We start from the raw sequence: 21,582 nt of genomic DNA, 5'->3' as shown, positions 1-21,582 counted from the left end.
TCCCGATGCGCTATACAATTCGGATGAAATGATTGCCATAAAGAAAATCGAATTACTATTAACTGGAAAATAATGATGTTACAATAACCAAGAATTTACAAGCCACGGAGAACAGCTGAAAGGGGTCAACATTTTGAAGACATCTAAGAAAATCGGAATCACCTTGCTTACGGGAGTGGCGGTGTTGCATACGGCAGGAACAGCGTCAGCGGACGAAACTGACAAGACAGACCGCGTCATTGTTACATTAGAAAAAGGGGCAGGCAGTCATGCACTGTCAGGAGAAAAGACGGAAGCGTTAGACGTCAATGCGGCCAATTCATTGGTGACGGTTGAAGTGCCAACAGGAAAAAGCATAAACGAGTACATAGAAGAACTTGGCAAAGCGCCAGGTGTGGCCAAAGTCGAACCGGACCATTTGCTGAAGACGACAACGGTACCGAACGATCCGTATTATTCCTTCCAGTACCATCACGAATTGATCGAGTCGGAACGGGCGTGGACCAGAACGATGGGTGCGCAAGACGTATTGGTCGCCGTGCTGGATAACGGCTTTGATTTGGATCATCCGGATTTAGCGGGGCAGTTCACGAGCTCGTATGCGACAGCTTCGAGCATCAGTGAAGACGATCACGGGACCCATGTGGCGGGCATTATCGGCGCTGCGCACAATAACCGGACGTTCGGTACGGGCGTGGCACCGCAAACGGGTTTGCTGGCAATCGACGTGTTTGAAGGGGAAGATGCTTATTCGTCCGATGTTATTGAAGGGATTTATTACGCCGCGGATGCGGGGGCGGATATTATCAATATGAGTCTCGGCAATTATTTCTATAGCGAAGCGTATCAAGTAGCAATTGATTATGCGCACGAGCGCGGCGTTTTGGTTATTGCGTCTTCTGGCAATGAATCGACGGACGATACCCATTATCCATCGGGCTATGAAAACGTGGTGGCAGTCGGATCAACGGACCGCGAAGACTGGTTTTCGGGCTTCTCGAATTATGGAGTGGATCAGGACATCACGGCACCTGGCACGGGCATTTGGTCAACCGTCGCTGGTGGTAGCTTTGGTTCCTTGAGCGGGACGTCGATGGCTGGCCCTGTGGTGGCGGGAGTTGCGGCGCTTGTGAAAGCGAACGAGCCGGAGTTGACGAATGAAGAACTCGAACAGCGCTTATACGACACGTCAGATGATCTTGGCGCGCCCGGAAAAGATCCGTATTTTGGCCACGGCCGAATCAATGCGGAAGCGGCGTTGATGATCTTGGATATTGCGCAGCCAGCCGTCAACGATGTTTATGAAAGTTCAGTGGAAATCTCCGGCACCTTGGAGCAAGCAGTGGAAGACGCCGTCATTACGGTGAAAGATGAAAGCGGTGAAATCGCGCGTCAAGAAGGCTATGCGGGAGCGGGCTCGTTCAGCTTGGACATTCCGCAGCAAACAGCAGGCAACGAGTTAACACTAACGATTCGTGATCGTTACGGCAATCAAAGCGAAGCGCTCGATATGGTCGTGAAAGCAACAGAACCGCAAGAACTGCCAGGGCGCATCTCTGGCATCAACCGCTACGAGACGGCGATTGCCATTTCACAAACCGGCTGGGCGTCAGCCGATACGGTGGTCATCGCTACGGCCGGCAACTTCCCGGACGCACTGGCCGGTGGACCGCTGGCGTATAAGGAAGAGGCACCGATTTTATTGACGCGCTCCGGTGAACTTCACGGGGGAACGCGCAAGGAAATCGAACGCTTGGGTGCTGGCAAGGCCATTATTCTAGGCGGCAGTGGAGCCGTGTCGGATGCGGTGGAAGCTGAACTCGCTAACATGAATCTCGAGACCGAACGCATCGGCGGTAAAACACGCTACGAGACCGCGGCGTTGATTGCAGAGAAATTGGAGTCCACACAGGCAGTCGTCGCAAGCGGCTCGAATTTCCCAGACGTCCTATCGGTTTCGCCGTATGCTGCGAAAAACGGCATCCCGATCCTGTTGACGCGCAGCGATTCTGTGCCGGAAGAAACAGCATCCGCGCTTGAACATTATGCATCAAGCCTCGTCATCGGCGGCACGGGCGTCGTCAGCGATGAAGTCTTCGGTACATTGCCGGACCCTCAACGCTTCGGCGGCAAAGACCGCTACGCCACAGGCTATGAAGTGGCGACGCGGTTGCCACTTGGCACTAGCCAAGCCTTTATCGCCACCGGGCTGAATTTCCCGGATGCACTGACAGGATCTGTGCTCGCCGCGAAAAACGACGCACCGATTTTGCTCGTGCGACCGGACAACATTCCGACCGCGACCGAACAGCAGCTGCCTTCTTACCGCGGCTTCTCGATCTTCGGGGGAACCGGGGCAGTGTCGGAACATGTGAACGCGCGCTTGCAGCAGTAGCTGTCCCTGTGCGCCACACAATTCGCCAGATAGAAATGCTGTTGCAGCGGCATTTGGATACATGAACGTCCCTGTGCACCACACAATTCCAGACAAAAAAACCGCATCCGGACGTGGATGCGGTTTTTTCTGCATTTGATTTTCTTACAGCCCAGGCAAAATTCCGGAGAACAAGTTCAGGATAAAGACGGTGATGAGCGCGGTGACGCCGGCGATAAAGCCGCCGCCTGTCCAAGCGAGAAGCGTTTGCGGGACTGTGAGTTTCCCGAAGCGGTTGACGACCCAGAAGCCTGAGTCGTTCGGCAAGGACAAGCCGATTCCGCCAGCACAGATCGCGAGGCCTAAAAGAATCGGAGAGACGCCGAGTGCCGTAACCATTGGCCCGAGGATGCTCGAAGTGGTAACGAGCGCAACCGTTGCCGAACCGAGTGAAGCGCGCAAAATCTGCGAGAAGATAAACGCCAGCAACAGCACCGGAATACTCCAGCTTTGCATCGTCGTGATCAAATGATCGCCGATGCCGCTATTGTTGATGACCGCTCCAAATGCACCGCCGGCTCCCGTGATGAGGATGATCATGCCGGCAGAATTGATGGCTTCGCTGTATAGGCGATTGTTCGGGATGGAAATATAAGGACGCAAGAAGATAACGGCTGCGAACACACTGATTAACAGGGCGACGTTTTTCTCGCCGACGAAACCGAAAAAGCTAGAAGCGGCGGTTTCAGGAAGCAATAGTTTCGAGACGGTATTTGCCAGGATCAAGACAATCGGCAATGCCAGCATGAAGAAACTCAAAGCGGTGCTGATTTCCTTTTTCGGAAGATCGGCTTTTTCGACGATGACTTCTTCAATTTCACCGGAATGCTTCACGCGTTTCCCGATGAACATGCCGTATAAATAGCCACCGACCAATGTCGCTGGAATGGCGACGATGATGCCGTAAAGAATGAACAGCCCGAGTTCAGCACCCGTGTTTTCTGCCACGACGAGCGGTCCGGGTGTTGGTGCAATCATATTATGCGAAACGATCAAACCGACGCCTAGTGCCGTGACAAAACTGACGACGGAAATGCCGGTCTTCGTGGACAGCGAGCGGATCAAGCCGCTCAAGATAACGAATGCTGCGTCAAAGAACACCGGAATTGAAACGGCTGTACCGGTTAAAGCAAGGCCAGCTGGCGAACGTTTGATGCCAAACACTTTCAATACCGCTTGAGCGATTTTTTCAACTGCGCCAGACGCGCCAAGGAATTGGCCGAAAATGACGCCGAGGCCAATCAAGATGCCGACGCCGGCAAGCGTATTGCCGAACCCGGTCGTGACGGTTGATGCAACGTCTTGCAGCGGCATGCCGATTGCGAGTGCAGTGAGCACGGCAATGGTAATCAAGGCGAGAAAAGGCTCGATTTTTAATTTAAGAATAGCGAAAAACAAAGCAGCGAGCGACAGAATAAAAATCACAATTAACAAATTACCTGTAACCATGTGAACATCTCCCTTTGTGGTCAAGTTTGGTGGGGCTATTGGATGCACTAGCCAAAGTGTTGACTAGATATGACTTATTATTTTCAAGAATGCAAAAATTTCCCTGGAATAAACCCCTGAATCTACAAAAAAACTTTCATCCGGCATCCGAATTTTTCAATAGGCGGATAAACCGTGCCATAACCGGGACGATCGCTTGTTGCATGCCGGCCATTCGATCGGACAAGTGCATCGGCTCGCCAGCGGTTTCTTTCAAATAGCTTGCCGCGGCGAGGGACACTTCCGTATTGACGTTAACTTTGCAGATGCCTTTAGCGACCGCTTGGGTCATCGTGCCGTCCGGTGTGCCGGAGCCGCCGTGGAGGACGAGTGGAATGCCGACCGCTTGGCGGATATCATCGAGGAGCCCGAGCTTGATGTCGGGTTTGCCGGTGTACATGCCGTGGACTGTGCCGATTGATGCTGCGAGAAAATCGGCGCCGGTTTGGTCGACGAATTTTTTAGCGGACGCAGGGTCCGTCAAAGCGCCGGTGCCTTCTTCTTCGTCCGAGAACGCACCGCGGGCAGTCGAGCCGATTTCCGCTTCGACACTGACGCCAGCTTGATGCGCGAGTTCGACGATTTCTTTTGTGAAGGCGATGTTTTCTCGGAGCTCGTGTTTTGATCCGTCGTACATGACAGATGTGAATCCGCAAGCAATCGCACGGACGATCGATTCTTTCTCGTACGCATGGTCAAGGTGTAGGGACACCGGGACACTCGCTTTTTCCGCCAAAGTTTTCGCTAAAGCCGCAAAGCCTTCGACATCGACCGTACCAAAATACCGTTCGCCGAGTGCGATAATGACCGGCTGGTTTTCTTGTTCTGCCGCTTGGATTGCGCCTTGCAAAGTTTCAAGGCTATACACATTGAACGCGGCGACCGCATAGTGTCCGGCATGAGCCGCTTGCAAGATTTCTTTTGTTTGAATGAACATCTTCACACCGCCTATTTTTGTATTCGCTTACATAGATGGCAAGCGGCAAACGCCGCCTGCTTTATCCGTGCAGGATTTCCGCTACGTCTTTCAAGCTCGTTTTCGAACCGACATTGCCCGGGAAAATGACGTAAGCGATTCCTGGGAATTTGCTTTCGCTGCCCGTCAGCCACACGGGAATGCCCGGTTGAATCTGGCCGGCGACCGTGGCGCGCTTGACGCTCAGGCCGTTTGTCCCGATGTCACTCGAAGTGATGCCGCCTTTTGCGATAATGAAACTCGGACGGACGTTTAAGTTTTTGACGATGCGTGTGACGGCGTCTGAAATTTTCACCGACAGCATCAATTCTTCTTCCTGGCGGTTATCCCCAAGGTCCAGCCGCTCACGTTTCGTGTAGACCGCAACCGTTTGGCCTTGTCGGATCAAACGCTCGCTTGTGTCGATAATGCGCTTTATTTCCGCTTCGAATTGGTCGGGATGCAAGACCAGATGAACGTCGAACTCGATAAATTCAATAAAGTCAGCGGTTTTCAGCACTTCGAATTGCTCAGTCGTCTTTTTCACATGGGAGCCGATCATGATCAACCCGCCATTTTCGCTCGGTTCGGTAATTAATTCCGCTTTCGTTAGCAAATCTTTGTCGCTAATGCCACCGATGATTTTCGTTAAAGCCGCAGCGCTGCGGAACACGAATTGCTTGCCGGATTTCATCGCGCGAATCAAGGCGATGACAACGACTTTGGCATCGACGTACTGGACCGCGTTGACGATCACTTTATTGAAATCCGTAACGGACGTCAATTGCTCAGCGAGATGGTCGATGCGCAAAGCGCGAATGTCCTCAAGGGACAAGTAGACTGCGTTTTCAGCTTTGAAAGCACCGTTCGACTTTTCTTCAGCCCATTTGCCGAGATGCGATTCGGTGTAGCCGAATGTGCGGTCTTTGGCGAATTCGGTTTCACCGGCCGGCACCAATTGCTCGCCTTCCTGGACGTAGTGGATATTGTCGATCGTCAAGCGGCCGCCTTCCTGGAAGAACGGCATGATGACTTCGCCGTCGAATGAAATATCGGATTCGACTTCGACCGTATTTTTCATCACCTCGGTCTCGAGCGGGTAATGCCCGCGCAAGGTCGAGTCGCCGCGGCTGATGATGATGAACTCTTTACCGTGCTTCGCGGCGGTTTGTTGGATAACTCGCGCGATTTCTTCATGCGCATGCTTTGTTTCCGCTGCCGTAAAGCCCCGGGAATTGGTGAGAATGAAGAACATCGACTGCTTTTCCGCAAAACCGGCGTCGATGCTTTCCGCTGTCCAATCGGTATAGACGGAAACACCGTGGACCGTTTGGACACCGGTCGGATCGTCGTCGAGCACGATGATTTTTTTATTGAAATCGAGCAGCTCGCGTTCGAGCAAGGCGTCGACTTGTGTTTCGTCCGGGATAGCCGGGAGGGAAACGAGCGTTTGCTGTGCATTCAACAGGTTAGAATGTGTCATTATTTACACCTTCCTAACTTCGACATTTGCCAGCTTTTCGTAATACTGAACGATGCCGCCGTGGTCGTCCGCTGCTTTGCCATCGACTTTCAAGGCGTGGAAAATCTCGACGAGTTGGCTCGATAGCGGAAGCGGTACGCCAATTTCGTGTGCCGTTTCCATGACGTTGGTCATGTCTTTTAAATTAATATCGATGCGGCCGCCTGCGACGAAATTGCGGTCGAGGATCAATGGCACTTTGGCGTCGAGCACGGCGCTGCCGGCTAATCCGCCGCGAATCGCTTGATACATTTTCTCGACGTCGATACCGGCTTTCGCTGCAAGCACGAGCGCTTCGGACATGGCGGCGATGTTCAAGTTGACGATGATCTGGTTGGCAAGTTTTGCGGTGACGCCGCTGCCGTTGTCGCCGACGAGGACGATGTCAGATCCAACACATTCCAAGACATCTTTCACGGATTCGAAAACGCTTTCTTTTCCGCCCGCCATAATAGCTAACGTACCGTCGATTGCTTTTGGCTCTCCGCCGCTAACCGGGGCATCAATCATGTCGACGCCGCGCTTCGCCGCTTCATTGGCAATTTCAACCGAAGCGACAGGGGAGATCGAGCTCATATCGATGATGACCGTTCCTGGTGTCGCGTTCGTCAAAATTCCGTTGTCTCCGAGCACGACTTGTTTCACGTGATGAGACGCAGGCAGCATCGTGATGACGACGTCGCAATGTTCTCCCATCTCTGCAGGTGTCGCGAATTGTGCACCAGCCTCGACGAGTGTATCGACAGTTTCTGTATTGAGGTCATTGACGTGCACCTGGTAACCCGCTTTCAGCAAATTCAATGACATCGGCTTGCCCATAATGCCAAGCCCGATAAATCCTATGGTTTTGTTCATGGATGATTGCTCCTTTCAAATTAGCCAAGCCCTCGATGAAAATAGAGCGCTTTCATTTCTTGTTAATCAATATAGTACACATTATTTCTAATTTTGTATACAAAATATTTTAAAATGTATACAAAAAATATAGTGGCTTTTAAATTCTTCCAATAGAACTTATACTTTGGAAGGAGAAATAAATTAGCCAGGAGTCGATTCGCATGACCAAAAAATCCACACAGCTTGCGTATATCCAAGCTTATGAATACATACGGGATCAAATTTTGAACGGAGAACTCGAGCGCGGCACGAAATTAGTTGAAGAACGGCTCGCCGAAGAAATGGGCATCAGCCGGACGCCGGTGCGCGATTCCATCCGCAAGCTCGAGCAAGAAGGGCTCATCAAAGACAAACGCGTCGTCAACCCGAGCGACAGCGACCTGCGAGACATCTTCCAGGTGCGCACGCTGCTCGAAGGCTTCGCCGTCCGCCACTGCGCGATGTATATGAGCGAAGGCGATCTGGACAAATTGCAGGAATGCGTCAAAGTCGGCCGTAGCGGCACCATGGAACAAGTCATGACAGCCAACAAAGAATTCCACGAAATCATCATCGGCGCGACGAACAACCCAGTCATGATCGACATCTTCGAACGCATGCAATCGATCATCTACCTGTTCCGCAAAACCGTCGTATACCACAAACGCCCGCTATTGATCGACGAACATCAAGACATCTACGACGCCATCTCTGCCCACGACGCAGACAAAGCGGAGCAGCTCATGAAAGCCCATCTCCAGCTCGACCTGGAGTTCTGCTTGCAGCGGATGAAAGGGTAGGGGATTCTTTCTGTCCGTGTTCGTCTGTGCCCCTGTGCAAGACACAATTTGCAGAGGGAGAACGTTGGTTTGGCGGAGTTTTGTCGCTCTGTTGTCCCTGTGCAAGACACAATTCAACCGAAAAAGAAGCATCCATCCGTGTTGACGGATGGATGCTTCTTTAAATTGTGTGATGCACAGGGGCGCATTCGGAACGAAATTCCTGCGAACCCTTGCAGCACATGGGCGTTCTAAGAATAGGGATTGCGGAATTGTGTGGTGCACAGGGACACGTCATTATCTTCTTCCACTTCCTGCTTATACTTCAAGCAGTATTGGCAATAAGCGGCATTCGTTTTGTCGTGGGGATAAGGCATGATGGAAGAAAGAAAGTGGCGGTCCAAATAGGGCGGAGCTGGAACATGTTCGTCCCAGTAATACGGAAACGAGCTGTACGGATACTGCGCGAGCCGTTTCACCAGCGGGGTAGAAGTTTGAATGGGGTTGCGGTGGATGTAGCTGCTGACGACCAACAAGCCATACGCCGATGCGATTTCCTTCGCGAAGTAACGTTTTTGGTAAATGCGTCCGACGTGATTGTAGCGTTTGCTGTACGAGTGGCTATAGCGACGGTTGATCATGGCCATGATTTTGCTGAGCGAATCTTCTTTCGGTTTAATCAAAATGTGATAATGGTTGGTCATGAAACACCAGGCGAGAATGGTGAACGGGTAGCGCTTATGTGTGTAGAAAAAAGCTCGCTTCAATTCGTTCATGTCTTCTGGTGTGCCGAAAATCGGTTGCCGGTTGTTGCCGCGCATGATGACGTGGTAATAAGAATCTGGATTGAACTGGCGTCTGCGGGTCATAAGGGTTCACCGTCCGATCGAATCATGCGGAAATTCTTGTGTGGTGGTTGAGACAGTCGGGCGATAGAAGAACTAACGGGGCGTGCAAAATGTGGCTGCATGAAACTAAGGATATTGCGTATAAAAATCCCTTCTTTCTTTTAAAAGATGTGATCTCGTTTAGTATAATCGACGGCCGAACAATAGTATAGCGGATTATTCGGCCGACAGAATTGTGTGATGCACAGGGACGTAAAAGCAGTGAAATGCCGCCAGACCGCGTATCTTGCTGCGCGAATTGTGTGGTGCACAGGGACATAATAAACTCACCGTTGAAAGGGGTTTCATGCTACTATGGATTTAACGGCTGTGCCGAGAGAAAATGGAGGAATGAATTTTGAAGACGATGGGTTTTGTAATTAGCCGTAAGAATAACGAGAAGCGGCGGGCGATTTTGCCGGCAGATTTGAAGCAGGTGGCACATCCGGAGCGTTTGTATTTTGAGCAGGGCTACGGCGATGTGCTCGGCTTGCCGGATGAGGATTATCGTGCGATGGGCGTTAACATTTCCACGCGTGATGAGGTCTTGTCTTGTGATGCGATTGTCGATGTGAAATTGGGCTTTGCGGATTATTTCGATCAATTGGAAGAAGGCAAGTTGTTGATCGGTTGGGCGCATGCGATCCAGGATGTGAAGTTCACGGATGGCGCCATCGCTGGCAAGCATACGGTCGTTGCTTGGGAAGAGTTATTCGAAGGCGGGCGTTATATTTTCTATCGCAACCGCGAAGTGGCCGGGGAAGCGGCAGTGCTTCAGGCGTATCAGCATTGTGGCAAGATGCCGTATGAGACGCGTGTCGCGATTCTCGGAAACGGCCATACGGCGAAAGGCGCGATGCGCATCCTTCATGGACTCGGTGCAGAAGTGGACGTTTACGGCCGCCGCTCTGAGGCTTTGTTCCGCGAGAAGATGGTCGATTATGATGTGCTCGTCAATTGCATCATGTGGGACACGACACGTACTGACCGCATCATCTATCGCGAAGATTTGAAGCGCTTGAAAAAAGGCGCGATGATTATCGACGTCAGCTGCGACCCGGAACTTGAGATCGAGACGTCGACACCGACGACGATCGACAACCCGGTCTATACAATAGACGGCGTTGTCCATTATGCCGTAGACAACACGCCGGCGATGTTCCCGCACACCATCACCAAAGTGCTTAGCACCGGTTTTGCGCCGATGCTGGATGAGTTGCTTGATGGCCATATTTCCGAAATGGTCCAAAACGCCATCGTCATCGAAAAAGGCATCATCAAAGACCAGCGCATCACCGAATTCCGCCAAGCGCGAGGATTGACGGTCTCCTAATAGAAGAATTTCAGCATCCGCTCCGGTCTCATCGACCAGGGCGGATTTTATTATATCCAGAGCTCATAAAATAGTTATTGCGACCTAATTACAGCCGCTATATAATAAGTTAATTGATCTATCGCTGACCGAGAAATAGATTTCTGACGAGTCGTGGAAAATGTCCAGTTCGTGGCATAGAGCTTAGGGAGGAATGGCATGAAGTTACTTTGGTCTATACTTTTCAGTTGCCTATTGGGATACTTTTTATTCGTGTTGGGGCCGCTAGTCGGGGGCATCCTGGCTTTTGGGATTTTATTCGGCTGCCTGTTCAGGGGCTTGTATTTATTGAGCACACTCCATGAGAAAATCGCGAAAGCCGAAATCGTCAACAAGCAAACGCCGCGATCTCGTGATGTGATTTAACAATATGGCTAATAGATTCGACTATTTTATATAGAAGAAATTCAAAGGGGATAGAGAGACATGATGGCGACTGTTCACATCGAGACGGCGGATGATTTGGTCCGGGTCATTGGAGAGTTATGGGAAAAGAAATCGTTGCGGGCGGCAAAGGAATTTTTGGCGGCCATTCCAAATGAAGAGGAATTTTACCGCTTGATCCGCATGGCCGATGAGTCGGATTTGTATGGCTATAGCAACTTGCTAGCAACAGCGAGTTACAAACGTTTTGGCACTTTGCGTTCTTATGCATGGCATTGCGTGCGCTTTATGGAAAATGGCCGCAGCTTGGAAGCGGAAGAAAAGATATTGGCGCGATTGCAAGGTATACATGCGGATGCTTATGAAGACATGGAATTGGTCCATGCGCATCATTTATTGATGAAAGTCTATTGCCAGTTGAACCGCATCCCGGAAGCGGCTGAGCAATTGGCACGCATCGAAGAGCTCGGCGGGGCACGCCCGGACCAGCAAGCGTTTTTTGCGATTCACAGCGGAGACTGGGACGGCGCGGAAAACATACTTGTCGAGGCGTTGCCGGACACAAAGAGCCGGTGGAGCACGAGCATCCGCTTGCTTTATGCAGATCTCTTGGCGATGCGCGGGGCACCGGAGCGTTCGCTTGAATTATTGATGCGTGCTGCCGATGAATTTCCGAACGTCCATGCGTTTCGCACAGAACAGGTCAGCAGGCTGCATCAGCTGGGGCGTTACGAACAAAGCCTGACAGAAATGGAAGCGGCGATCAAACGGAATCCATACCATTCACGCAAAAAGCTATTCATCCATCTATCGGCTCATTGCTTGTATGAATTGGAACGTTTCGATGAGTTAACCGTCTGGATTGCCCAGCATCCGCGCGATTTGAAAGACAGCTTGTACACAAAAACGGAAATCAACCCGAATGGAGTGCATAAAAAACTGTCGTTGACGCCTGAAGTGCAGAAGCTCAATTATTGCGTCCCGGCTTCGTTAGCGCTCATTTTGCAAGCGTTCGGGCAATCACAGACGCAAGACGATATCGCGGCGCACGTCTTTGATGTGACCGGTTCGAAATTACAGACAACAGTGACGTATATGGAATCGCTCGGCTTTTCGGCGCGTTATTTTAAAGGCACAATCGACCAGTATAAAACCTTCATCGATGCAGGCATCCCGATTTTGCTCAGCATGATGATCGAAAACAGCGCGCATGTGCAAGTGGTGATTGGATATGACGACCGTCTACAAGCGCTCGTCATTCAAGATCCGAATGATTTAGGGCCGTATTTGGTGGCGTATAATGAAGTGCAAAAAGAGTTCCGCATGACCGATTCGTTGAGCCTAGCGTTTGTGGATGATGACCGACTCGATTTGCTTGAGAGCTTGAATGAGGCAGACCATCGCTTTTTCACGAAAATCTACGAACTGCTGGATGTCGAACCAATTAACGAAACGCCGTTTGTGGAATTTTTGGAGCGCCATAAAGACCAGCGCTACGCAGCAGTCATCGGTTTGACGATGGCACTTGCCGGCCAGTCCCTCGAATGGCACGAACGCTGGCTAGCCGAGCTGCGGGCAGACTTTGGGGCACATGACGCTGAGCTGGAATTACTGGAAGCTCATCTGTATTTCCAAAAAGACCAAGGCCGTAAAGCGCTAGCTGCCTTAAAAGAGCCTGCCCATGCGAAAAGCCCGTATGCCTTGTTTTTGCGAGCGGCCATTTTCATGAATGAAGGCAAAGTCGAACAAGCGATGCCGTTACTGAAACGCTCGATTGAACTCGATCATTACCAGCCACTCGCTTATAGCCATTTGGCTCGCTGTTATTTAGAAGGCGGGCGCATTTTCCAGGCCTATAAATGGTCGCAAATCGCGACCGGGCAATTGCCGGAAGATCTGTACGCCCAAATTACGCACGCCCTTATCCAATACGAATACGGAGCGGTCGAACAGGCCTACCGCCGTTTTGCAAAATTAAGCGAGCAGCATCCAGACGATGGCTATTTCTTCTACGAAATGGGCCGCTGTCAGCAAGCGCTCGATCAAACAGAGAAAGCACTGGAAGATTACCGTCGTGCACTCGCCTTGGACGCGCAGCAGCCATTTGCGTATTTGCGCATGGCGGAGCTGTTCATGGAGAACGAGAACTGGCAAGAAGCGCAAAAGATTATCGAGAAAGGCTTGGAAAATGAGCAGGATCAAGACATTTTTCACGTTTACCTGGGCCATATCGCCATCGAGCAGCAAGATTTCAAAACGGCGGAATCAGCTTACCGGCGGGCGTATGAACTTGATCCTAAAGATCTGTTCACTCCCGTTCACATTGCACACGCCTTATACGGCCAACAGCGGAATGCAGAAGCGCTGGCTTTATTGAAACAGAGATTGGCACAAGCGGATGCCGGCTATCGCTTGCGTTCCGCTGATTTGATTCTGGAACAATCAGAAGATCCTATATCTGCCGGTGAAGCGATGACAATCATTGAAGACGGCTTTGAGCTTGTTGAGGGGGAAGACCTGTTTATGCTCGCTGAACGTTATAGTGAGTTAGGGGAGGTGCCAAGTTTGCGTCACCGCGTTATTGGCGGATTGAAAGAGTTGCGCAAGAGCGGAAATCCATATATTCTTTGTTTGGAAGCAGAACTCCACGAACTGGCGGGCAATTCACGGTTTGCCAAGCATCTGTATGAGGCCGCCGGGAATTTTCCGCTGGCACTCGTCAAGCAAGGGCAACTTGCCGAAGCGGTTGGGGACACAGAACGCGCTGCGGTATTATACGAGCGAGCGGCTGATCAGGAAGCGGGCTATGCACCGGCGCTTGGTGGCTTGGTGCGCAGCTACCGAGAATCTGGAAATGTGCCGAAAGCTTTTGCTGCGGCACTCGATTTTATCGCTGCGGAACCTTTGTCTGCTGTACTGCCGGACTTGGTACAGTTTGCCGCAAGCCCGTCCGATATTGAAAAATTGAGCCGCTTGCTCGACCGGATCGAAGACCAAGTGCCAGCTGAGTGGTCGTATGCTGCACGGGCCCATGTCTGTGAAGCTGCGGGCGACTTCGATCAAGCAGAGACTTTGTTTTTGCAAGCAAGTCAAGAACCGAACGCGTTCCCGTCGCGTTTCCAATACATGCAATTTTTGAATCGACAAGGCCAGCATAAACGGGCCTTGGATCATCTCAAAGAATTGCTTATACTGACGCCAGAAGAGGAAGAATTATACAGCGAGTACGTGCTGACACTCGAAGCGCTCGGGAAAATCCCATTCCTTAAACGAAATTTGCAGAAGTGGCTCTCTCCGGACGCCCAGGCTGATGCATATGTACTGGCGGCAGAGCAATTGATGAACCGGCTCGAACAGCTGGAAGAAGAACCGCCAAGCGGCATTATCAAGCGCATACGCCACCACAGCAAGCGCATGATGTTCGCGAGCGCCATCATCACGCTGTGCGAAACCGCAGCCAAGCTAGCGCCGGATAGCGAAGACGCAGCCATCCAGCTGGCGCAATTTTATTTGAACCGCGATATGGCGAAAGAAGCAGTCGAGGAATTAAAACCTTACGCCAAAACAAGGACGCCAGGAGAAGCGCAGCGCATGCTGATGTTTGCGGAACTTCAATTGGCAGAAGCGAACGGCAGCCCGAAACAATACGAAAAGCTCATGAAGCGCTTTAGGGCATACGAGGAAACGATGCCGCTGGACGCAGAACTATTAGCGTGGTGGAGTGAAGCTTTGGAAATTACAGAGGATATTCCGGGAGCACTCGAAAAATTGGATGCTGCCATTGTACTGGAGCCGTTCAATCCAGACCTTTATATTCGTAAATGGAATGCCTTAGAATCGTTGGATTGCGACAAACGCATCGAACTCGAAGACAGTTTACCCGAAGAAATGCATTACGCGGAATGGTTGATCCTCACACGGGCAGCGAGCTATTCGACAAAACGCCACGGACAGCGGGCGAAAGAGTTGCTTCAACCCTTGCTCGAGGACATGCCGGGCTTTGCGCCGGCACAGTATGAGATGGCGCGCGCACAAGCTGCACGGCATCAGCCTTTTGCCGCAAAGGCAATTCTAAAGGAACTACTCGAAACAGAAGAGGCTTCCGCGATTTGGGAGATGGCAGTGGAAGAGGACCTATTCGCTACATTTATTGTGGAGCTGACTAGTCCATAAAGAGGAGAAAAGTCTCTCGTGCAACTATTCTGAATATGATAATGTGAAGTAGAATAAAGCTGCACGGATTACAAGCCACGGACCACAAACCTGAAGGGGGCGTTCCGTATGAAGTTAGAGAGTATCCGCACATTTTTATCTACGCTTCTCGAATACCGCGGTGTGCGCATCACCCAGACCTTCAATTCCGATGACGGCAAAACGCTTATCGTTCAGTGTGAGCCAAACAGCGGGGGATTGATCATTCGCGATATGGCCATAGGCATGAGCTGGGAGTACACGACGCTCGACGAAGCGACGCAGTTCATAGACAGCTATTTGCACCCAGAGACACCTAAAGTCAACGCCTGAACAGTAGTATTGTTCAGGTGTTTTTTTGAGCTAATGAAGAGCAATAAGACAGGAAAGGAAGACGTGCCATGAAAAGACTAATAAGCTTATTGATGCTGGCTATGCTGGTACTTGCAGCGTGCGGCAATGGCGAATACGAAACGATCGCCATTGAAGAAGTGGCAGCGAAGCAAGAAGCGGGCTACATGGTGCTTGATGTACGAGAGCCATATGAGTACGAAGAGGCGCATATTATCGGAGCGGAAAACAAACCGCTCAGCACGCTTCGAGAAGAGGAATTTTCCGGCTTGTCGAAAGACCAACCATATGTAATCATTTGCCAATCAGGCAACCGTTCCAAAGAAGCGAGCGCGATTTTACAGGACGCCGGATATGAGCTAGTGAATGTATCGGAAGGCATGTCGTCCTGGGAAGGCGAAGTGGAGTAAGAGCTGCCAATAGGCGGCCCTTTTATTAGATCTTAGGTTTATCTCACAGAAAACACCTTATTCATTCACTCCTATATATGATCATTTCCTCTCATTAATACCTGAAAATCGTTCATAAAAGTATATGTAAATTAGTGAACGTTCGTAAAGTGTTTTGACACGTTTACGAACGTTCTTTTCAACTGGTTTTAGTTATTTCCAAAGCGTTCGTGAATGTGTACTTTTACGAACGGTTGTACTTCACCTAAGTTTGTTTACGATGTTAAATAGTAAGAATTTTTGTTAAACTTAAGTTAAGGAATTTTATGGTAGTTCCATTTCATAAAACAAAATGATTGTTTTTATAGAACTCCAAAGGAGGAGTAAGCGATGCTTAAATTCTTAAAGAGAGTCTTCTTTACGAGATGGGAATTGTATCACACAACGGCTAATGTAGATCAACATTTCTCTATGTTAGAAGAACTTAGAGACAGTGGAATTGATTTTAAAACAAAGGGTTTAAATTTTGGTGGGGGATATGGAGGAGGAAGTGGATTTAGCACCGTTTATCATATATATACTAAAAAATAAAGAGTACTCAAAGTGAGAGAAGAAGCAAATTAAACCTACCTTCTCTCACTTCTTCATGTATAAAAGTGTACTTTTACGAACGGTTTTATCCATTTACGTAAAAGGGATTATTCCATCTGCATGTTATGGGAATTAATGTTAATCTAAATGTAGAGAGCGTTTAAGAGTGAATGTAACTCAAGTCCAGTTAAGTTACATTCACTCTCAAAATGAAAACAGGAAATTTTACAAGGAGGTATTAAGCATTGGGTCTGTTTAGAATACTTTTTTCAAAATATAAATATTTAGTGCATACTACTTTTGGAAGTAAAAATTATTATGAAGCAGTCTATAAACTTAAAGAGAATGGAATATCCTATGAAACGGTAATTAAGAGAAGCCAAAATGCGATTAGTAATCTAAACAATAGCAACCTTAATCAAAGTGAGAATGCACAATACGAGATTTATGTAAAAGAAGAAGATAATCACAAAGCTCAGCACGCCATTCATAAGTAGCTAACATATTATGAATTAAGTTACATTCAGATGCTAGAAGTTGCTTAGAAAGGATGAACCAATTGGAGTACTTGATATCAGTAATTGCTCCATTATGGGTGCTATGACCAGTAATCTGCATTAATTCGATCGGTTTTTTTCCAAATATAGTTGCATGGATCACTAAATTTATTCTGCCGTGGATTGCTTTATACTGGCTCAATAAACTCGTTAAAATCCAAAAGAAATATGGAAATTTCTTAAGGAAGTGAATGTATCTTAAGTGCAGTTAAGTTACATTCAGAATCGTTAGGAAGTAAATAAAAAGGGGTGGTTTGATGCCTCGAACTCTACTAGGCAAAATTTCTTTAGTTATGTTGTTAATCTTCGTCATTCTATCCCTTTTAATTGTGGTGATGCTTTATATAAATGGTCTTTGGTCGATAATTATTTTGTTGTATATGAGCCCTTTTGTTGCGCCTTTGGGGTTGATTTTTGGAATAGCCGGAGTCGTCAGCGAAAAAAAAGGAACAAAAATAGTTCCTTTGTTTACCATTCTGTTTAGTGGGCTTTACATTATAATTTTTTTAATTACTTATTATGGGTACACCTTTGGGGGGTAATTATCAAACAGGATCTCTAAATCATTTAGTATTTATAATTGGTTGTGAATGTAACTTATTGTGAATTAAGTTACATTCAAATTGTTGTTTATACAGGAAAAAGAACTCCACATAAAAGGGCAGTTCTTTTGTTAGCTTGACTGAAACCGATTAGCCATTTATCTACTTTTCTAATATGGTACAATTTGGATATACGTCTGTATTGTTAGGAGTTTTACGATGAAAGAAAAAGTATGGAAAGTTGCTGGAGGTTCTTTTTTAATCACATTTATCCTACTCTTTTGGCTAGGAGATCGAACAATAATGACCACTGATGTGAATGGAATGAGTTCACCAGCACTATTGAGCGATTCTGACTACTTTTTAAAAACAGTTAGTTATTCTTTAGTGATCACCTTGGTTGTTGTATTAGCATTTTACTTAATTAACTGGATTCAAAAGAAGAATAAACAACAAACTTCTTAAATTCCTTTAGGTAAGTTCCGTATTCTGAGCACTTATCGTCGATACACTAATGACGATAGGTGCTTCTTTGATTATTCAGATGCTGTCTATCCCTGGGGCATTAGATCAAAAAAATATCGATTCATTAGCAAAAATCAGAAAAAAAGCCGTATCAAATTGATACGACTTTTTCTGATTTTAATTTATTTACTTTTCGTCAAGTGGCAAGGCAAATTGAACTTTTTCCGGATTTTCCTTCATGTCCTCTGAAACTTGCTGTGCGAGTTTCTCAGATTCCTCTTTACTACCTTCAGTCAAGATATCAATTTCGATAACCTTTTGTTCTTCTTCAAGTGGCAAGGCGAATTGTACTCTGTCCGGTTGATTCTTCATGTCTTCCGAAACTTGCTGTGCAAGTTTCTCAGCTTCTGCTGCGCTACCTTCGGTTAAAACATCAATTTCGATAGCCTCTCGCTCTTTTTCCAGGCTAACTGATTCCGCAGATACATTATTCAAAATTAAGGAGGATAACGCGGTTATTAGTGTTGCGGTTTTAAAAACTTTCATAGTTTTGATCTCCTCTGGGTTCAATAGTTTGATGTGTTTTAAGCTATTATCTATTTAAAATAACATAAGTGGTAAAATTTTCAAATAAGGTTGAAGCCAGAACAGTCATTTGAAATAATTTTATTTGAGGGGATTTGAATGTAACTTAATGGTAATTAAGTTACACTCAAAACCTTGATTCTACTGGTTTCACCAGAGAATTATTCCGAACTAATTTCATCAGGAAAAATGATACATTCAGAATGCAGTTCTGTAAGGTTTTAAAACCTGAATTTCAAAAGATGTAGCTTTACATATCGCAGCTTATCGGAAGCTACGTAAATAAAAAGAGAGAGGAAATTGGTCAAATCGCATCCCCTCCCTCTATTCATTTGAACTTACTTCTTATGAGTTTTTTATTTTCAGGTAGGCCAAGGAAATATTGCATGAAATAAAAAAGAAACAAGTTCCGATACTGAAGTAATTCAAGTCTTGAATCGACAGTAATTGTTGCTCAGCCAAGTTTAAAATGCCACCTGGTGAAAGCTGAAATACAAGGTGATTGAATCCTTTAAGTAGGATACAAGCCATGGATACGAGAATGGTTGCGACTGTAATGAGTATGGGGCTCTTAACGAACGTACTAATCAAAATGGCTAAACTCACCACATATAGAATCCAAAAGCTGTATAAAATCAGGAAGAAAAGAAAGCTTGAAAAAGAGAAAGTCCCGAATAATAGCACGGTGTAGAGATAAGAAACCACCGCACCGATGGAGATACTAAACATACTAATCATCCAATGGCTTGCCAGTTTGGATAAGAGGTAGGACTGAAGTGAAACGGGCCGGGTTAAAATAAAATCTTGCATGCCACTGTTGCGGTCAGCTGCAATCAGCCCCATAAAACTAATAATTAAAATGATAAGACCGATTTGATTGAACTGACCGGAAATTGTGGACAGAAGCACTTCGGCAGAGGAGGGAACCGGTCTGTTTGGATCGATTGTGATGCCATCGGTTCCACCTACATTTTTGAGAATGACTTCCATGTATTTATTAATCAAAGGTTGAGTTATACCGAGAATGACGAAAAACAGCGTTAACCAGATGAACTTAAATTCTTTCATGGCTTCTACGAGTTCCGTGCGCGCTAATGTATAAAATTTTGTCATGTGTCCGACACCATCTCTAGAAAAATTTCTTCTAACCCTTTTTCATAAAACGCGATGGAAGTAATCTTAAGATCTGTATGGGCAAAATCGTTGACTACGTTCTGCAAGTCCAGTTCTTCAACTCCCGTTAACAGAAGAGTGTTCTTTGATATCCATTCAACTTTCTTAAAACCTGGACTGAAAAAATTCGCGATTGGTAGGGGTGAATTGTCAACTGTCACCAGTATTCTTTTCCGGTCTGATTTCGAAGATTCAGCGTTTATGTTTCCAACAATCAGTCCGTTTTTTAAAATGAGGTATCGATCGCAAAATTCACTGGCATCATCCAAAATATGCGTCGAAATGATAATGGTTGTGCGCTTCTTTAATCGGGTGATTAACTTTTTCATTTCATTTCTACCGATGGGGTCTAAAGCAGAAACCGGTTCATCCAAGATTAATAACTGGGGTTGGTGCAAAATGGCTTGTGCAATCCCAAGACGCTGTTTCATTCCACCGGATAATTGTTCCACTTTATAATTTCTTTTGTTTTTTAGCCCGACTTCTTCTAAAACGACCGAAATATGCTCTTTTAAAAAATCATCGTCGAGCCCTGATAACTTTCCAAAGAACTGCAGTGATTCCTCGCAGGTCATCCACGACTTGAAATCTGTATGTTGTGACAGATAGCCAATGTTCTTCTTATGTTGTGCAATGGGGACCGAATTGAACTGAATGTCTCCTTTTTCGTACCGCAAAATTCCAGTCATGCATTTAATAAGTATCGTTTTGCCTGCCCCATTCGGCCCTAACAAACCTACGCATTCCCCCCTAGAAATTGAAAAGGAGATATCGCTTAAAATTTTTCGTTTATTAATGGTCTTATCAAGATTTTTGACTGTAATCATTTCGAATGACCTTCCTTCCAATGACTAAATACAAAATTGGTCCCAACGATTGGACCAATAGAATGGCCATCAACCAACTATAGGGTGTGGCGATCAAATCCTTCCTTTTGACCCAATCGTATAAAGCAACTCCAATAAGCGATATATTTAAAATGACAACAGGCATTAAAAAAGGAAGTATTGTAGACCATTCAATTTCAAGTAATGCTGTAATATCCGTATTCATATCTATCTCCTTCCTACTTATATATTATCATTATCAATAATGATAATATATAAGTCAACTGATAAATCACCTTGTATCCTAACAATCGTATTAACGCAAAAGCTCTTTGGGATAAAGCAGACGCATTTAGTCAGTTGGTAAATGACTCAAAAGAATATATACTAGCTAACTAAGTACGTAGAAAATAGGGGATGAGATTATATGGAATTCGATTTATTTAAAAATCAAGTTAGGTTTAAAATCGCTTTGGAATTAATAGATAGAGATGAAGGTTTATCCATTTTGGAACTCAATAAATTGCTGAAAGAAGTATCACAAGCGACGTTATATCGGCACGTAAATTCAATGGTAGAGGACGACTTGTTAAAAAATGTTGGCCTAAATCGCAGCGGTAAAGTTGAAGAGAAATTATATGCCTTAAATACGCAAGCATATAAAATTAGTGAAGAAGAATGGCAGTCTGCCACATACAATGAAAAAATAAGATTTGTTACTTACTTCTTCATGTACATTTTGCAAGGTTATAAAAACTACCACGAAAGTCTCGGCATAAATCAATCTCAGGATCAATCAACATTTTCACTAGTGAAAATGAATTTAACGGATGATTCATTGAGCGAGTTTCAATCGGAATTAAGTACATTAATGGAAAAGTACTACAATATGAAAAGTTTAAATGAAGGCACAGAACGTACGATTTCGATGGTAATCATTCCATAAGTCTCTATTGGAAAAAGATAAATTTCCTTATTTTAATTTATAAAACATCTGGCACTTTAACGAGAGAGAAGAAGCTGCAAAAAGCTTTTTCTCTTTCTTTATGTCTGGGAAAGTGGACTTTTACGAACGCTTTAAAAATATAAATCCTTATAGATTTTGAATTCTGATATTATTGTAACTAGATACTTTTATATACTAAAATTTTCCAAAAGAGCTGGAACAATATTTATGGAGTATTGAATATGAAGAGGTAAGAAGGGAGAGGTCA

The 21,582-nt window shown here is 46.6% G+C and carries 21 protein-coding genes; 11 read left to right on the top strand and 10 right to left on the bottom strand.

The window, feature by feature from the left end; all coding sequences use genetic code 11:
• The first annotated feature begins 133 nt into the window (after window positions 1-133).
• Window positions 134-2,395: a cell wall-binding repeat-containing protein gene (locus tag BBI11_RS11975; RefSeq protein ID WP_068463634.1), complete on the top strand. Its 2,262-nt coding sequence runs from the start codon at window positions 134-136 to the stop codon at window positions 2,393-2,395.
• 144 nt (window positions 2,396-2,539) lie between these two features.
• On the opposite strand, the gene BBI11_RS11970 is transcribed toward BBI11_RS11975, so the two are convergent.
• The 4 genes from BBI11_RS11970 to garR form a co-directional block, all read right to left on the bottom strand.
• Window positions 2,540-3,883: a GntP family permease gene (locus BBI11_RS11970; protein ID WP_068463632.1), complete on the bottom strand. Its 1,344-nt coding sequence runs from the start codon at window positions 3,881-3,883 to the stop codon at window positions 2,540-2,542.
• A gap of 136 nt (window positions 3,884-4,019) precedes the next feature.
• On the bottom strand, window positions 4,020-4,859 hold the full coding sequence (locus tag BBI11_RS11965) for a class II fructose-bisphosphate aldolase (protein ID WP_068463629.1): 840 nt from the start codon (window positions 4,857-4,859) through the stop codon (window positions 4,020-4,022).
• 61 nt (window positions 4,860-4,920) lie between these two features.
• On the bottom strand, window positions 4,921-6,360 hold the full coding sequence (locus BBI11_RS11960; RefSeq protein ID WP_068463628.1) for a four-carbon acid sugar kinase family protein: 1,440 nt from the start codon (window positions 6,358-6,360) through the stop codon (window positions 4,921-4,923).
• Window positions 6,361-6,363: 3 nt separating this feature from the next.
• Window positions 6,364-7,254 (bottom strand): 2-hydroxy-3-oxopropionate reductase, encoded by an 891-nt coding sequence (garR, locus tag BBI11_RS11955; protein ID WP_068463626.1) that lies wholly within the window; start codon window positions 7,252-7,254, stop codon window positions 6,364-6,366.
• Between the two features lie 203 nt (window positions 7,255-7,457).
• Here garR and BBI11_RS11950 point away from each other — a divergent pair, with 203 nt between their 5' ends.
• Window positions 7,458-8,075 (top strand): GntR family transcriptional regulator, encoded by a 618-nt coding sequence (locus BBI11_RS11950; RefSeq protein ID WP_068463624.1) that lies wholly within the window; start codon window positions 7,458-7,460, stop codon window positions 8,073-8,075.
• Between the two features lie 230 nt (window positions 8,076-8,305).
• Here BBI11_RS11950 and BBI11_RS11945 read toward each other — a convergent pair whose 3' ends face one another.
• The gene (locus tag BBI11_RS11945) at window positions 8,306-8,923 is read right to left on the bottom strand and encodes an REP-associated tyrosine transposase (protein ID WP_068463622.1); all 618 of its coding nucleotides are present in this window, start codon (window positions 8,921-8,923) and stop codon (window positions 8,306-8,308) included.
• Between the two features lie 385 nt (window positions 8,924-9,308).
• On the opposite strand from BBI11_RS11945, the gene BBI11_RS11940 reads away from it, so the two are divergent.
• The 7 genes from BBI11_RS11940 to BBI11_RS11910 all read left to right on the top strand — a co-directional run bounded on the left by BBI11_RS11940 (window position 9,309) and on the right by BBI11_RS11910 (window position 16,716).
• The gene (locus BBI11_RS11940) at window positions 9,309-10,274 is read left to right on the top strand and encodes a N(5)-(carboxyethyl)ornithine synthase (protein ID WP_083389150.1); all 966 of its coding nucleotides are present in this window, start codon (window positions 9,309-9,311) and stop codon (window positions 10,272-10,274) included.
• Window positions 10,275-10,472: 198 nt separating this feature from the next.
• Entirely contained in the window at window positions 10,473-10,679 is a 207-nt protein-coding gene (locus BBI11_RS11935) for a hypothetical protein (RefSeq protein ID WP_068463620.1), read from the top strand.
• Between the two features lie 60 nt (window positions 10,680-10,739).
• On the top strand, window positions 10,740-14,870 hold the full coding sequence (locus BBI11_RS11930; RefSeq protein ID WP_083389092.1) for a tetratricopeptide repeat protein: 4,131 nt from the start codon (window positions 10,740-10,742) through the stop codon (window positions 14,868-14,870).
• Window positions 14,871-14,978: 108 nt separating this feature from the next.
• Entirely contained in the window at window positions 14,979-15,221 is a 243-nt protein-coding gene (locus BBI11_RS11925; RefSeq protein ID WP_068463618.1) for a hypothetical protein, read from the top strand.
• 68 nt (window positions 15,222-15,289) lie between these two features.
• Complete coding sequence (locus tag BBI11_RS11920; RefSeq protein WP_083389090.1) at window positions 15,290-15,649, top strand: rhodanese-like domain-containing protein; 360 nt, start codon at window positions 15,290-15,292, stop codon at window positions 15,647-15,649.
• Window positions 15,650-16,018: 369 nt separating this feature from the next.
• Window positions 16,019-16,219: a hypothetical protein gene (locus BBI11_RS11915; RefSeq protein WP_068463616.1), complete on the top strand. Its 201-nt coding sequence runs from the start codon at window positions 16,019-16,021 to the stop codon at window positions 16,217-16,219.
• 245 nt (window positions 16,220-16,464) lie between these two features.
• Window positions 16,465-16,716, top strand: coding sequence for a hypothetical protein (locus tag BBI11_RS11910; RefSeq protein ID WP_068463615.1), 252 nt, complete (start codon window positions 16,465-16,467; stop codon window positions 16,714-16,716).
• 400 nt (window positions 16,717-17,116) lie between these two features.
• Here the strand turns inward: BBI11_RS11910 and BBI11_RS16680 are convergent, their stop codons facing one another.
• Window positions 17,117-17,251, bottom strand: coding sequence for a hypothetical protein (locus BBI11_RS16680; RefSeq protein WP_257785550.1), 135 nt, complete (start codon window positions 17,249-17,251; stop codon window positions 17,117-17,119).
• A gap of 286 nt (window positions 17,252-17,537) precedes the next feature.
• Between BBI11_RS16680 and BBI11_RS11900 the strand changes: the two genes are divergently transcribed.
• A complete protein-coding gene (locus BBI11_RS11900) occupies window positions 17,538-17,783 on the top strand; it encodes a hypothetical protein (RefSeq protein WP_068463612.1) in 246 nt (81 codons plus the stop codon).
• Window positions 17,784-17,969: 186 nt separating this feature from the next.
• Here BBI11_RS11900 and BBI11_RS11895 read toward each other — a convergent pair whose 3' ends face one another.
• From BBI11_RS11895 to BBI11_RS11880, 4 genes are all read right to left on the bottom strand, one after another.
• Window positions 17,970-18,329: a hypothetical protein gene (locus tag BBI11_RS11895; RefSeq protein WP_068463610.1), complete on the bottom strand. Its 360-nt coding sequence runs from the start codon at window positions 18,327-18,329 to the stop codon at window positions 17,970-17,972.
• Between the two features lie 384 nt (window positions 18,330-18,713).
• Window positions 18,714-19,481, bottom strand: coding sequence for an ABC transporter permease (locus BBI11_RS11890; RefSeq protein WP_068463608.1), 768 nt, complete (start codon window positions 19,479-19,481; stop codon window positions 18,714-18,716).
• On the bottom strand, window positions 19,478-20,368 hold the full coding sequence (locus BBI11_RS11885) for an ABC transporter ATP-binding protein (protein WP_068463606.1): 891 nt from the start codon (window positions 20,366-20,368) through the stop codon (window positions 19,478-19,480). Before BBI11_RS11885 ends, BBI11_RS11890 begins: the two co-directional genes overlap by 4 nt.
• Window positions 20,346-20,594, bottom strand: a complete 249-nt coding sequence (locus tag BBI11_RS11880) for a PLDc N-terminal domain-containing protein (protein ID WP_068463604.1) — start codon at window positions 20,592-20,594, stop codon at window positions 20,346-20,348. The genes BBI11_RS11885 and BBI11_RS11880 overlap by 23 nt, the downstream gene beginning before the upstream one ends.
• A 201-nt stretch (window positions 20,595-20,795) precedes the next feature.
• Between BBI11_RS11880 and BBI11_RS11875 the strand changes: the two genes are divergently transcribed.
• Window positions 20,796-21,314 (top strand): helix-turn-helix domain-containing protein, encoded by a 519-nt coding sequence (locus BBI11_RS11875; protein WP_068463602.1) that lies wholly within the window; start codon window positions 20,796-20,798, stop codon window positions 21,312-21,314.
• Window positions 21,315-21,582 lie beyond the last annotated feature (268 nt).

The sequence above is a fragment of the Planococcus maritimus genome, from assembly GCF_001687625.2.
Lineage (GTDB): Bacteria > Bacillota > Bacilli > Bacillales_A > Planococcaceae > Planococcus > Planococcus maritimus.
The sequence above is the reverse complement of the archived record's forward strand: the minus strand, read 5'-3'. Positions and strand labels throughout refer to the sequence as shown.